We start from the raw sequence: 12,699 nt of genomic DNA, 5'->3' as shown, positions 1-12,699 counted from the left end.
AAGTCTGTGCAATTACCCAGCGTGATCGGTGAGCAGTGTTTACACGAGCCGCTGGTGCTGCACTCGGACAACGGAGCGCCGATGAAATCGGTGACGCTGTTGAGCAAGATGTACGAACTGGGCATCACACCGTCACGTGGCCGACCGCGAGTGAGCAACGACAATCCGTACTCGGAATCATTGTTCAGAACGTTGAAGTACTGCCCGCAATGGCCGACGGATGGCTTTGCCAGCCTGGACGCAGCACGCGCTTGGGTCAGGGGTTTTATGCGCTGGTATAACCACGAGCACCGGCATAGCCGGATCCGCTTCGTGACCCCGGCGGAACGGCATCAAGGGCAGGATCAACAGATCCTGGCTCGGCGTCATGAACTGTACGAACGAGCCAAAGAGAAAAAGCCGAAACGGTGGTCGGATCGAACGCGTAACTGGGAGCCGATCGGCAGCGTGCTGTTGAACCCGGATCGAGAGCAACAGGTCGAGAAAAGAGCGGCATAGTTAGACGGTTGACGCGACAACCACCTTGAAAAATGCCGGTAGTTGCAGACCAAATGAGTGAATTTCCCCCTTATCTCGGCATGACCCCGAGTCCGCACCATCGGTAACAATTCAGCCCCTTCGTGAGCGGCTCTTTCACATAAACATCTAAACCTGCTGCTCGTATCGTCTTTTCTTCAAGTGCTTCAATGAGTGCGTCTTGATCAACCACAGGGCCGCGAGAAACGTTGATCAAAATACTCTCCGAGCCCATCAACGCTAGCTCTTTGCGTCCGATGAGGTTTCCCGTTCCGCCCGTCAATGGCACGACCGGACAGACGAAATCAGCCTCGCTTAAAAGCTCTTCTTGCGGGACGAATCTTGCCCCGAACTCTTGTTCCAGCTGTGGTTTACGACTGTTGCCACTGTACAAAATGTTCATGCCAAAACCGAAACGCCCTCTGCGTGCTATGGCTTCTCCGATTTTTCCCAGGCCGATAATGCCCAACGTCTTTCCATGCACGTCGCAACCAAAATGGGATACGTCGATGGTTTTCGTCCAGTTCCCCTCTTTCGTCCAAGCATCAAGCTCTGGAATGCGTCTCGCGGTGGCGAGAATCAGGTCGAAAGCTAGATCAGCCGTGGTTTCGTTCAAGACATCCGGCGTGTTGGTCAACATGATCCCTCGGCTATTGAGATAGCTGAGGTCATAGTTGTCGTAGCCAACCGATATGCTCGAGATGATCTCAAGGTTTTTAGCCGAAGCCAGCTCAGCTTCACCTAGACGACGATTACCGCCGATCAGTCCATGAGCGCGGGGAATGGCAGCTTCAAACTGAGCATCCATGTCACCAATCTCAGGACTCATGATGATGACGTTGTACTTATCTTTGAATCGCCCCGGATTCTCTAGACACCTTGCAAGCTCATTGCGTAACGCTTTTCAAACTCTACCGGTGACAGCTGATTGTTGAAACCATGGCGGCGTTTTACGTTGTAGAACATCTCGATGTAATCGAACACATCACTACGAGCATCTTCCCGCGTGGTGTAGATTTTTCGCTTGATCCGTTCCCGTTTCAGAAGCTGGAAAAAGCTCTCGGCCACAGCGTTGTCATGACAGTTGCCTCGGCGACTCATGCTGGCAACCAAATTGTTTGCCTTCAAAAAGCTACGCCAATCGGAGCTGCTGTACTGGCTGCCTTGGTCGCTATGAACCATTACCTCTTGTTTCGGTTTACGCCTCCAAACCGCCATCAATAAAGCATCAATGGCTAAATCGCTGGTCATCTGCGACTTCATTGACCAGCCTACAACCTGGCGAAAAAACAGATCCAGCACCACAGCCAAGTACAACCAGCCTTCATACGTACGAATGTAGGTGATGTCGGTAACCCAAACCTTGTTGGGCTCCACGACATCGAACTGGCGCTTCAGCAAATTGGGTGCTCGGCGTAGTACTGAGGTCGAAACGGCATTACCAACTTTTATACAGCTGACCAGAGCAACTCACGCTCGCGCTTGCGGACTCAACAGGCAATCCTCGTGACTCTCGGTTTTCGACGTATTCAGTGCGTTTTCAAACAACCTGGGCCGAAAGCGGTTAGCCTACAGCGACTGCTTCAGATTCCGGTCCTTCGCGGCAGCTAGCAAACGGTCAGAAATAAACTTCTGCAAAGCGTCACAGGCGAGGCCGCCCTTATCGTTCGCTTTCCCCGGCGCTAAAGGAGAAGCCAGGTTCAATTTTTACCTCAGTTCGACAGATCAATATGAATGATCCGTTCAACCTCTTCATGCGCAACGCCCATACCGCGAAGTATGTACTGCACCATGCTCTCCACCGCACTTGCCGGACGTTGCCCTTCGAGGATTTTTCGCAGCAGGAAGATCATGCCACCGATGATGCAGTCAACCGTGGAGTCGACATCCACGACATCGAAGGCGTTCTCGCTGTTGCCGGTGTGGATGTCGCGGGCCAAAGGGTTGCCCATGGTGGAGATCATGTCGTTGATGCTGTACATGGAATGCACCAGGAACCAGCCCCATACCGGGTCCGTCAGGCCGCGGTGAATCGTGCGGCGGATGTTCACCCCGACCCGCTCGGCAATGCCGGCCTCGGGCGAGGTGCCGGAATCGAGCTCCTCGATCATGGCTAGCGCATCTTCGATGAACACGGCGCGGGCCACTTCTTCCTTGCTGGTGAAGTAGTTGTAGAAAGAACCGAAGGACAGCTCGGCCTCTTCGGTAATGTCATTGATGGCGGTGGCTTCGATGCCTTTGCGGCCCATGACGGAACGGGCGGCACGCAGCAGCCGGGTCCGGGTGCGCTGACGGGCTTTTTCGTTGATTCGCGGTTGTCTTGGTTCGGCGACAGGCTCGGCGACCTTGGTTTTTTTCGCGGCCACCGGCTTTGGCGCCGCAGCGGATTTCTTCGCTGCAGGGGGCTTTGGGCTGGCAACCACGGTTGCCTTGGCGGTTTTTGGGGCAGGCTTGGCCTTGTCGTTCATCACCGGTTCCGACTGGGGGTGTTGGAGCGTAAGGGCGCAAGGATACCCGACTCAACCCGGCCATGACAGCCGCGACCCCGGTTGGCAAAACGCAGCGGCACCACCGTCGAGAGCGGTACCGCTGCCTGGTTCAGAATTTCATGCCCAGCCCCAGCAGAACCTGGGAATAGTGCGCACCGATGTTGCTGCCGGTGCTCGGCCCGCTGCCACGAACGGTCTCGGGCAAATGGTACTCGTAGCCGAGGGAAATATCGGTTTGCCCAGGCAAGTGGTAAGTGAAACCGGTAGAGACCGAGTTGTTGAGAATGCCCGGCGAATAGTAGTTGGCCGCGGTGTGCTCAGAATCGACCGCGGCACTGGCGCGCTTGAAGCCCGCGCGCAGGGTCACCGATGGAGTGGCGTTCCAGGATGCGCCAACACGGTAGACATTCTGATCGTTGAGCCCGGCGCCGACGGGGTTATTGAGAAAGCCGACATCGCTCCAGCCGATTCGCAGGTAATCCGCCGCCACGGTCAGGTCGTCGGTGACGTGCAAGGCCAGGCCAACGCCATATTGCTCTGGCAGATCCAAGTGGCCGCCAGCAATTGCCAACAGGTCATCCTTGTACCCGTCCGCGTCGCCGAAACGCATTTTTGGCGAGTAGGAACCACCGACGCTGAGCAACGGGTTGATCTTCCATAAAGCCCCTACCCGCCAGCCATAGCCCATGGAGGTAGAAATACCATGGGTAGGTGACAACGCCGGCGTGCCATCGGCGCCCGGCACCACCAGGCCACGGGCCTGAAGTTGCTGGACACCGATCAGCGCCGACACGCCCACGGCGAAATCCGGCGTCACTTTGTACGACAGGGTCGGGGCGAAGTTGACGTACATCATCTTGGTCTTCACCGCGGGAAAACCCATGTCCGGCACCGCAGCATGGCTGTAATCGGAGCCGGAACCGATGGAGTAGACCGACATGCCCGCCGACATGCGCTCATCGATCACATGGTTGAAGCCGCCGCTGAGAATCGGCACTTTCACCTTGAAATCATCCTTGTTGTTTTCGTTGCCGAAGCTGGAGCGAAAACTGCCGAAGAACATCTGCAGGCCACCGTCCACGCGGTTACCCAGGTCGGCCATGCCGGCGGGGTTGTCGCTGGCGATCATGCTCGACTGCGCGAACGCCATGGATGCGCCGCCCATTTGTGCGGACTCGATGCCCGCTGACGTGGGCATATTGAAATTCATCGCCTGGCAGGCTTGCGTACTGCAGAGCAACAGACCGAGGCCCGCCAAAGGGCCGAGCAGGGACTGTGGTTTCAACGCAAGGTTGGTATTCATAAAATTCCCGTATGACTCTTGTTTTTATTGGCATCGATGAGCGATTGCGTGGGCTGATCTGTCGATGTCGGCAAATCAGGCGCGCACGCCGACGCTGCCGCAGGTGGCGGCAGGCGTTGGCGGTTGTTTCAGGTAGTCAGGGTGTGCGGGCGTGGCGGTCAGAACGCCACGTTGCCATGCCCTTTGAGTTGCATGATTTGCCGCGCTTCGTCAGCGCTGGCGACTTCGAAGCCGAGCGATTCGATCACGCCCTTGATGGCGCGGACCTGCTCGGCATTGCTCTGCGCCAGGCGACCCTTGCTCAGCCACAGGTTGTCCTCCAGCCCCACGCGCACATGCCCGCCGAGCAGCAATGACTGGGTTGCGATGCGCGGCTGCTGGGCACCGACGCCAAGCACCGACCAGTTGTAGGTGTCGCCAAACAGACGGTCGGCAGTGCGCTTCATGTGGGCGATGTCTTCCGGGTGCGTACCGATGCCGCCACGAATGCCGAATACCGACTGGATGAACAGCGGGTCCTTGACCAGCAGGCGCTCACGAAAATGCGCCGCGGTGTACAGGTGGCCGATGTCGTAGCACTCGATTTCAAAACGGGTGCCCTGCTCGCTGCACGCCGTGAGGATGTGGGCAATGTCCTTGAAGGTGTTGCGGAAGATGCGCTCGTCACTGTTGGCCAGGTATGACTCTTCCCAGTCGTGCTTAAACTCTTTGTAGCGCTGCAAGAGCTCGTACATGCCGAAGTTCATCGAGCCCATGTTGAGCGACGCCACTTCCGGCTTGAAGCGTATCGCCGGTTCAATGCGTTCTTCCACGCTCATGGTGGGCGAGCCGCCCGTGGTGAGATTGATCACCACATTCGATTCGCGCTTGATCTGCGGCAGAAACTGCTCGTACAGGGCCGGGTCCTGGCTGGGGAAACCGCTGTGCGGATCACGCGCGTGCAAGTGCACCACCGCTGCCCCGGCCTCGGCGGCTTCGATGGCGGAACGGGCAATCTGGTCCGGGGTGATGGGCAGATACGGCGACATCGACGGCGTATGAATGGAACCGGTGATCGCGCAAGTGATGATGATTTTTTTGCTGCGGGCTGCCATGGCAGGGCTCCTCTTGTTGTTGTATCAGCACAAGGTTGCCGGCCGATGCGGATCGGCCGGCACTGACTCAGCGGGGCTCAGCGACGATGGTGTTCTGGATATGGCCGATGCCTTCGATTTCCACCCGCACCACATCACCTACCTGCAGGTAAGTCGGTGGCTGCATGGCGATGCCAACACCCGCCGGGGTACCGGTGATCAGGATGTCGCCGGGCTCCAGGGTCATCACTTCGCTGAGGTACGCAATCTGTTTGGCGATGCTGTAGGTCATCAATTCGGTCGACGAATGCTGACGGCGCTCACCGTTGACTCTGAGGCTCACCATCAGTTGCTGCGGGTCGGCGATCTCGTCGGCGGTGACGATCCATGGGCCGATCGGACCGTGGGTGTCGAACGATTTACCCAGGGTCCAGGTCGGGCTCTTGGCCTGCCAGTCACGGGCGCTGACATCGTTGGCGACGAAGTAACCGGCCACGTGTTGCAAGGCATCCGCCTCGCTGATACGACGCCCGCCCTTGCCGATCACCACGCCCATTTCCGCTTCGTAATCGAGGCGCTCGACCACTTGCGGGAAGTGCACGTCGTCATAAGGACCGGTGATGCAGGTGATCTGCTTGCTGAACCAGACCTGGGAAGTCGGAATGGCTACGCCCAGGCGGCGCGCTTCTTCTTCGTGGTCCTTGTAGTTCATGCCCAGGCACATGAATTTGCCGGGACGCAGAATGGGCGCCAGCAGGCGCACCTGGTCCAGGGCGATGCTGTTCTGCGCGGTAACTTCAAGGGCGCAGCTTCGGCCAGCACGTGCGGCAAAGCCAGTACGGCGGCGACGTCGGCGGCACCCGCGGGCAACAATGCCGCGAGGTCGATCAGGCGATCACCCTCGACGCGGCCGATGGAGGTGGTGCCGTTGTAGCTGTAACGAGCGAGTTTCATGGAAAGATTCCTTAATCGGTACGTGGCTCAAGCCAGGAATTCGGGGTTCAAAGGCGGGGCCCACTGGGACAGCGCATCGGGCGTCAGCGGCTCATGGGTCACCGGGGTGGCGTCGTTGACCAGGTCACCGTCGGTCCAGTGCTCGATCTTGTTGCCGGCCGGGTCCAGCCAGTAGTCGAACACCTGGCTGCCCTGCACATGCCGGCCAATGCCCCAGGAGTGACGGTGCTGTTGTTGCGTCAGGTACTGGTTGCCGCAGGACAAGTCATCCCAGTCCAGCACCTCGAACGCGCAATGATCGAACCCGCGTTCCATGGCGCCCAGGTTGAGCAAGGCCACCGTGTGATGATCGGTGAACTCATCGCCCAGGCCGCAGTGCATGAAAGCCGCGACGGTATTGGTCTGCGAGCCACCGTAGTAACTGTCGGAAACCCGCAGCCCGAGCACGTCCTGATAGAAGGCGAACATGGCCGGAAAATCGACGGTCTTCAGAACCACGTGGCCCAGGCGCATCACGTGGGAAGCCTGCACCGCCACTCGGTTGGTGCTGCCCAGACGCTGACGCTTGTCAGCGGTGTTCAGTTGCAACGCCGGGCGCACCGATTGCGAGCTGATCACATCGCCGCCGAACAGCAAATCCACGCGTCCGCCATCGGGGTCATGCAGGGTCACGATTGAACCCGCCCCCAACTCTTCATTGTCTAGAACAGGCACATCGAACTGCGCCGCCACGCGGTGCAGATCGTCCAGGCTGGCAACCCGGTAGCCGACACCCACGGCCTTGTTGGGTCCTGGCGTGGCCAGGTAGACCGGGTAGCCGCCGCCGTAGCTCGCCATCTGTAGCGAGGTGGCGTTTTGTGCGTAGTGCAGCAGGCCAAAATCCCGCAGGAAGTCAGCGTGCGCATTGAGATCGGGAACCTGATAGCGCACGTAGGCAATGTCACGTATGGCAATCATGCTGTGCTCCTTTTTTGTTGTTAGCTCAGATCAAACCAGCAGGTGGCCGGATCGAGGGCGTGCAGTTGCTTGTAGGCGCCGGAGAAAAACAGCAGTGGGCGCCCGTCCGATTCTTCCAGCGCCTCGACGTCAGCGGTGTAGATCAGGTGATCGCCACCGACGTGCATGGCATTCGCTCGAACCGACAGCTGCACCAAGGCGCCTTCCAGTACCGGGGCCGCGCCCAGGTCAATGAATGACGGGCTGTGGTCAGGGACCGGGCGACCACCGAAATGGCTGCTCACCCCTTCGTGATCCTCGCGCAGAAAACTGATACCGAAGGCATCCCCAGGCTTGATGCTGCTGGCGAAACGCGCCTGGGTACGGACGGCAATCAGCACCATGGGCGGGTCGACCGACAGCGACATGAAGGCGTTGGCGGTCATGCCGGTGGGCTGGCCTTCATGGATAAAACTGACCACCGTGACGCCGGTGGCGAACTTGCCCATTACGCGGCGAAACGACCGCGCATCTACATCGCGAACTTGCATAACCAAACTCCTCGTTGATACCCGCCGAAGCTCGTTTAGATAAACGGCGTGCCGGGCGTCATGCCGCAAAGGATCCGGCCGTAGGTTTCGAAGTTGGTGTTCGGGGAAACGATGCCGTGCAACGAAGCGATCCGGGCGTCTTGCCAGATTTTGGTCATCGGGTTGTTGGCGGAAGCCAGCGAGCCCCCGGAGGCCGATGCGAGCATGTCGACACCTTGCCAGATCAGCGTTTCCGCGAAGCCGACGTCGCGACGCACCTTGGCGCGCTCCTGGAAGTCCATGTAGACGCCAGAAGCCGCGGCGGCGTCCATGGCATCGGCATGACGTTCAAGAATGGTGCGCGCAGCCTCGATCCTGGCCGACGCTTCGCCCACTTGCAGGTGGGTGATGGGGGCCTCGGATTGCTTGGCGTACCACGAATACTGAATGCTGCGTCGCGGCAGGGTTTCCAGGAAGGTTTCCAGCGCCGCAATGCCCAGGCCCAGAGCCGGGAACGCCAGGATGATTGCCAGCATTGGCATGCAGGCCGTCTGGAACAACGGTTCGCCGGCCAGGTGGGTGGACGGATAATCGCCCTCGATGGCCCGGGTGACCGAACCGATGCGCGCGTCCGGCACGAACACGTTTTTCACCGACACACTGGAGCTGCCGCTGGCGCTGATACCGATCACGTTCCAGTCGTTGAGAATTTCAATCTGCTCGACGGGGATCAGCGCGACGCCCTGGTCCACCACTTTGCCGCTGGCATCGACCAGCGGAATGCCCAGCATGTCCCAGGTCGCGTGGTAGATGCCTGAGTTGAACCCCCAGATACCCTCTTCGATCAGATAACCGCCTTCAACCTTTTTCACCACGGCCTTGCGTGGCGACAGTACGCCCGTCACGCGTGCAGGTTTGGCACCGCGAAAGACTTCCTCGGCGGCCTCAGCGCCAAAGAAAGTCGCTGCGCACCAGGTGGTGACGTTGGTCAGCGCGGTGACCCAGGCCACGCCGGCATCGGCACGGGCCAGTTCGGTCACTACGTTGAGGAAAGTACGCACGGATACCGCGTCGCCACCGAACTGGCGCGGCGTGGTCATGCTCAGCAGACCGCCGGCTTCCAGGTCAGCGATGGTTTCGGCGGGCAGGCGACCGAGGGCAGCGGTTTCCTTGCTGCGGGCTTTCAATGTCGGGATCAGCGAACGCGCGTAGTCCTGCAGGGCAATGCTTTTGTCAACCGAGGCGGCGACAGTTTGCGCGGTGGTTTGCGGGTGTATCGCACTCATGACTTCATCCTGTTTTTGGTGTTGTTTTTGTGGTGCCCGTGCCTGAGGCGAAAAAAGCCCCGACGCGGGTTATTGATATAGTCATCATATTTGATAGAGTCATCAATAGATTTCTAAGAATAATTTTTTGCCCCACCGCCACCGAGGTTTTGCAATGCTCGAATTCAATGCTCCGTTAACCGACATGCGCTTTGTGCTGAACGAGGTTTTTGCCGCACCCGCCCTCTGGGCGCGCCTTCCTGCACTGGCAGAGACCCTCGATTGGCAAACCGCCGAGGCGATTCTCGACGAAGCCGGCAGGATCACGGGCGCCCTCCTCGCCCCGCTCAACCGCAGCGGCGACGAAGAAGGCGCGCAATGGCATCAAGGGCAGGTGCGCACGCCCGTCGGCTTCAAGGAGGCCTATGCGACCTATACCGAAGGCGGTTGGGTAGGCTTGAGCGGTAACCCGCAGTTCGGTGGCATGGGTATGCCGAAGATGCTCGCTGTATGCTTCGAAGAGATGCTCTACGCCGCCAACTGTAGCTTTGCGCTGTATTCGGCCCTGAGCTCCGGGGCGTGCCTGGCCATCGATGCGCATGCCAGTGCCGAACTCAAAAATCGCTATTTGCCGCCCATGTACGAAGGCCGCTGGGCCGGGTCGATGTGCCTGACCGAAGCCCACGCCGGCACCGACCTGGGCCTGATTCGAACCCGGGCCCAGGCCCAGGCCGATGGCAGCTACCGCATCAGCGGCAGCAAGATTTTCATCACCGGTGGCGAGCAGGACCTGACTGAAAACATCATCCACCTGGTGTTGGCCAAACTGCCGGATGCACCGGCTGGCCCCAAAGGCATTTCGCTGTTCCTGGTGCCCAAGCGCCTGGTCAACGATGACGGTTCGCTGGGCGACACCAATGCTGTCGGTTGCGGCTCCATCGAACACAAGATGGGCATCAAGGCCTCGGCCACGTGTGTGATGAACTTCGATGACGCGCAAGGTTGGTTGATCGGCGAGGAAAACAAAGGCCTGGCCGCCATGTTCACCATGATGAATTACGAGCGCCTGTCCATCGGTATCCAGGGCCTGGGCTGCGCCGAAGCCTCGTACCAGAATGCACGCGCCTATGCCCGCGATCGGCTGCAAAGCCGCGCACCGGGCGGACCGATTGCAGCCAACAGGATCGCTGACCCGATCATCGTCCACCCCGACGTGCGCCGCATGCTCTTGAACATGAAAGCCATGACCGAAGGTGGCCGCGCGTTCGCCTGCTATGTAGGCCAGCAACTGGACCTGGCGAAGTTTTCCGATAACGCCGGCGAACAGCAGCGGGCCGCGCAACTCGTGGCGCTGCTGACGCCCGTGGCCAAAGCGTTCTTCACCGACACCGGGCTCGACAGCTGCGTACTCGGCCAGCAAGTGTTTGGCGGCCACGGCTACATTCGCGAATGGGGCCAGGAGCAATTGGTTCGCGACGTGCGCATCGCGCAGATCTACGAAGGCACCAACGGCATCCAGGCGCTGGATCTGCTGGGACGAAAAGTGCTCGCTAATGGCGGCGCGGCGCTGCGGATATTCACCCAGGAAATCGAACAATTCATCCAGCAATCGAACGCGCCCTATACCGTCGAACTGGCCGCGACTGTCCAACGCCTCGAAGCCCTCAGCGACTGGCTGATGCAACACGCCAGATCGGACGCCAACCTAGTCGGCAGTTCCTGCGTGGAGTATTTGCAGCTCTTCGGCTACGTGGCCTACGCCTACATGTGGGCACGCATGGCTGGGGTGGCGAAAGACAACAGCCCGTTCCACCAGGCGAAACAGGCGACGGCGGCGTTCTTCTTCAGCCGTTTGTTGCCACGCATCGAGAGTCTGGACACATCGATTCGCGCAGGCAGCAGAGACCTGTTCCGTTTGGATGCGGAGCACTTCTGAAGACCGGATTCACACTGCCTGGGCGGATGATTCTTTTGAAAACCGATGAATTCGCACTATTGACGTTTTGTCTATCCAGCAATAGGATTCACGCAATTAGACAATTCGTCAATTTATATCAGGGCGCTCAAACCTGCCGCTGGAACAGCCCTTCAGCGCAGCCGCAGGTTTTCAGAGCGCTCGCCGTAGTCCCAAAGTTGACTATCAAAAATAACAACAAGGTATGTCCAATGAACTCGACAACGTTGCCAACGACCCTCACCGCTCCCACCTTGTTTTCGCCCTGCGCTGTCAGTTTTTTACGGTCTGAAAACTGCCTCCTAACGCCTGTTCCCCTTGACCACCGGCGCTTCCGACAAGTGCATTCAACAAAGCGAAATGTAGCTTAAGCCACGTTTTTACTGCACCGATCGGCGCATTTATACCCGCAAGATCAATGGGCGATTACCTCGCCGCTGATCACCGCGTGGCTTTCACTCACCTGAAAAAAACAGAGGCTGGAAATGTCCAAAGATCAGAACGAAGAATCGACCCGGATTCCGCGACGTAATTTTGTGACCGGTTTGATCGGCTTGGCTGCGGGCGCAGCCATCTTGCCGGCACACGCCAATACCGATCCTGCGGCGGCTGCCAACGCGCCTGGCAATACCGATACACCGAAAAACCTGAAAGGTCGCATCGACGTCCATACGCATTACATTCCAGAGGACTATCGCAAGGCACTCATTGCCGCAGGCCATAGCAAGCCTTCTGGCATGCCGGGTATTCCATCCTGGAGCGTCGAACAGCACCTGAGCGTCATGGACAAGCTCGGCATCCAGACCTCCATGCTGTCGATTTCCGCCCCGGGCCTGCATTTTGGTGACGACCAGGCTGCGTGCAAGATGGCCCGTTACTGTAACGAAGAAGGTGCGAAAGCGGTCAAGGCGCACCCTGATCGTTTTGGATTGTTTGCCGTTACGCCGCTTCCGGATGTGGAAGGCGCACTGCGCGAGATCGACTACGCGTTTGATGTACTGGGCGCCGATGGCATTGTCATGGAAACCAACTTCCATGGCCTGTATCTGGGGGATGAAAAACTCGAACGCGTCTTCGCCGCGATAAACCGTCGTCAGGGAACACTGTTCATTCACCCGACAAACCCCCATTGTCCTTGCTGTCAGGACACCACCGCCTTGCAGCCGCTGAACTATCCGTATCCGATGATGGAGTTCATTTTCGAAACCACTCGCGCGGTGTTCAATCTGATCCTGTCAGGCACCCTGGAGCGTTACCCGGATATTAAAGTCATCGTGCCCCATGCCGGGGCTGCGGTGCCGTTACTGGCTGAGCGTGCCGCCGCGTTTGGCGCATTCGGTGTCGGCCACCAGAAGGATAAAAAACTGCATGAAAGCTTGCGCCGACTGTACTACGACCTGGCGGGTTTCCCGGTTCCGGTGGCGCTGGATGCGCTGTTACATGTGGCTGACCCTTCGCACATTCTGTACGGCAGTGACTGGCCATTTACTCCTGAAGCCCTGGCGATAAAACTGGTCGCCGATCTGGACAATGCGACTCAGATCACCAGCGCCATGCACAAGGCATTCATGCGCGAGAATGCGCTGGCCATTTTTCCGCGCCTAGCTAAAAAACAGAGCGATCTGGCGAGCAACTAATCGTAGAGGCGGCCCAGTAGAGAACGTGCGCTGGCATGTTCT

11 protein-coding genes and 2 pseudogenes are annotated in these 12,699 nt (G+C 58.8%); 3 read left to right on the top strand and 10 right to left on the bottom strand.

Going from position 1 to position 12,699, the window contains the following annotated elements; translation table 11 throughout:
* Positions 1-18 precede the first annotated feature (18 nt).
* A pseudogene (locus ATI02_RS04575) lies at positions 19-498 on the top strand (transposase); the annotation flags it as partial.
* A gap of 70 nt (positions 499-568) precedes the next feature.
* On the opposite strand, the gene ATI02_RS04570 reads toward ATI02_RS04575, so the two are convergent.
* The 10 genes and pseudogenes from ATI02_RS04570 to ATI02_RS04530 all read right to left on the bottom strand — a co-directional run bounded on the left by ATI02_RS04570 (position 569) and on the right by ATI02_RS04530 (position 9,087).
* Entirely contained in the window at positions 569-1,345 is a 777-nt protein-coding gene (locus tag ATI02_RS04570) for a 2-hydroxyacid dehydrogenase (protein WP_238156261.1), read from the bottom strand.
* Positions 1,346-1,386: 41 nt separating this feature from the next.
* Positions 1,387-1,935 (bottom strand): annotated as a pseudogene (locus tag ATI02_RS04565) (IS3 family transposase); the annotation flags it as partial.
* Between the two features lie 293 nt (positions 1,936-2,228).
* Positions 2,229-2,984: a TetR/AcrR family transcriptional regulator gene (locus ATI02_RS04560; RefSeq protein WP_100845566.1), complete on the bottom strand. Its 756-nt coding sequence runs from the start codon at positions 2,982-2,984 to the stop codon at positions 2,229-2,231.
* A gap of 130 nt (positions 2,985-3,114) precedes the next feature.
* Entirely contained in the window at positions 3,115-4,308 is a 1,194-nt protein-coding gene (locus tag ATI02_RS04555; RefSeq protein ID WP_100845565.1) for an OmpP1/FadL family transporter, read from the bottom strand.
* A 158-nt stretch (positions 4,309-4,466) separates the two neighbouring features.
* Positions 4,467-5,402, bottom strand: a complete 936-nt coding sequence (kce, locus tag ATI02_RS04550; RefSeq protein WP_100845564.1) for a 3,5-dioxohexanoate:acetyl-CoA acetone transferase — start codon at positions 5,400-5,402, stop codon at positions 4,467-4,469.
* 67 nt (positions 5,403-5,469) lie between these two features.
* Positions 5,470-6,093 carry a fumarylacetoacetate hydrolase family protein gene (locus ATI02_RS04545; protein ID WP_238156262.1) on the bottom strand — a complete coding sequence of 208 codons (624 nt, stop codon included), beginning with the start codon at positions 6,091-6,093 and terminating at the stop codon, positions 5,470-5,472.
* Positions 6,090-6,335 (bottom strand): Rv2993c-like domain-containing protein, encoded by a 246-nt coding sequence (locus ATI02_RS32570; RefSeq protein WP_238156263.1) that lies wholly within the window; start codon positions 6,333-6,335, stop codon positions 6,090-6,092. Before ATI02_RS32570 ends, ATI02_RS04545 begins: the two co-directional genes overlap by 4 nt.
* A 27-nt stretch (positions 6,336-6,362) precedes the next feature.
* Positions 6,363-7,292: a VOC family protein gene (locus tag ATI02_RS04540; RefSeq protein ID WP_100845563.1), complete on the bottom strand. Its 930-nt coding sequence runs from the start codon at positions 7,290-7,292 to the stop codon at positions 6,363-6,365.
* 20 nt (positions 7,293-7,312) lie between these two features.
* Positions 7,313-7,822: a flavin reductase family protein gene (locus tag ATI02_RS04535; protein WP_100845562.1), complete on the bottom strand. Its 510-nt coding sequence runs from the start codon at positions 7,820-7,822 to the stop codon at positions 7,313-7,315.
* A gap of 35 nt (positions 7,823-7,857) precedes the next feature.
* Positions 7,858-9,087 (bottom strand): acyl-CoA dehydrogenase family protein, encoded by a 1,230-nt coding sequence (locus ATI02_RS04530; protein WP_100845561.1) that lies wholly within the window; start codon positions 9,085-9,087, stop codon positions 7,858-7,860.
* A 154-nt stretch (positions 9,088-9,241) separates the two neighbouring features.
* Here ATI02_RS04530 and ATI02_RS04525 point away from each other — a divergent pair, with 154 nt between their 5' ends.
* Both ATI02_RS04525 and ATI02_RS04520 read left to right on the top strand, forming a co-directional pair.
* Positions 9,242-11,002, top strand: a complete 1,761-nt coding sequence (locus ATI02_RS04525; RefSeq protein ID WP_100845560.1) for an acyl-CoA dehydrogenase C-terminal domain-containing protein — start codon at positions 9,242-9,244, stop codon at positions 11,000-11,002.
* A 503-nt stretch (positions 11,003-11,505) separates the two neighbouring features.
* The gene (locus tag ATI02_RS04520) at positions 11,506-12,657 is read left to right on the top strand and encodes an amidohydrolase family protein (RefSeq protein WP_202864017.1); all 1,152 of its coding nucleotides are present in this window, start codon (positions 11,506-11,508) and stop codon (positions 12,655-12,657) included.
* Positions 12,658-12,699 lie beyond the last annotated feature (42 nt).

The sequence above is a fragment of the Pseudomonas baetica genome (assembly GCF_002813455.1).
Lineage (GTDB): Bacteria > Pseudomonadota > Gammaproteobacteria > Pseudomonadales > Pseudomonadaceae > Aquipseudomonas > Aquipseudomonas baetica.
This window is presented reverse-complemented; position numbering and strand designations above follow the sequence as displayed.

What these genes read in the sequence shown, in the direction of transcription:
- kce (WP_100845564.1), bottom strand. Translation starts at nt 5,402, where the DNA reads ATGGCAGCCCGCAGCAAAAAAATCATCATCACTTGCGCGATCACCGGT.
- ATI02_RS04525 (WP_100845560.1), top strand. Translation starts at nt 9,242, where the DNA reads ATGCTCGAATTCAATGCTCCGTTAACCGACATGCGCTTTGTGCTGAAC.
- ATI02_RS04555 (WP_100845565.1), bottom strand. Translation starts at nt 4,308, where the DNA reads ATGAATACCAACCTTGCGTTGAAACCACAGTCCCTGCTCGGCCCTTTG.
- ATI02_RS04520 (WP_202864017.1), top strand. Translation starts at nt 11,506, where the DNA reads ATGTCCAAAGATCAGAACGAAGAATCGACCCGGATTCCGCGACGTAAT.
- ATI02_RS04570 (WP_238156261.1), bottom strand. Translation starts at nt 1,345, where the DNA reads ATGAGTCCTGAGATTGGTGACATGGATGCTCAGTTTGAAGCTGCCATT.
- ATI02_RS04545 (WP_238156262.1), bottom strand. Translation starts at nt 6,093, where the DNA reads ATGAACTACAAGGACCACGAAGAAGAAGCGCGCCGCCTGGGCGTAGCC.
- ATI02_RS32570 (WP_238156263.1), bottom strand. Translation starts at nt 6,335, where the DNA reads ATGAAACTCGCTCGTTACAGCTACAACGGCACCACCTCCATCGGCCGC.
- ATI02_RS04540 (WP_100845563.1), bottom strand. Translation starts at nt 7,292, where the DNA reads ATGATTGCCATACGTGACATTGCCTACGTGCGCTATCAGGTTCCCGAT.
- ATI02_RS04530 (WP_100845561.1), bottom strand. Translation starts at nt 9,087, where the DNA reads ATGAGTGCGATACACCCGCAAACCACCGCGCAAACTGTCGCCGCCTCG.
- ATI02_RS04535 (WP_100845562.1), bottom strand. Translation starts at nt 7,822, where the DNA reads ATGCAAGTTCGCGATGTAGATGCGCGGTCGTTTCGCCGCGTAATGGGC.
- ATI02_RS04560 (WP_100845566.1), bottom strand. Translation starts at nt 2,984, where the DNA reads ATGAACGACAAGGCCAAGCCTGCCCCAAAAACCGCCAAGGCAACCGTG.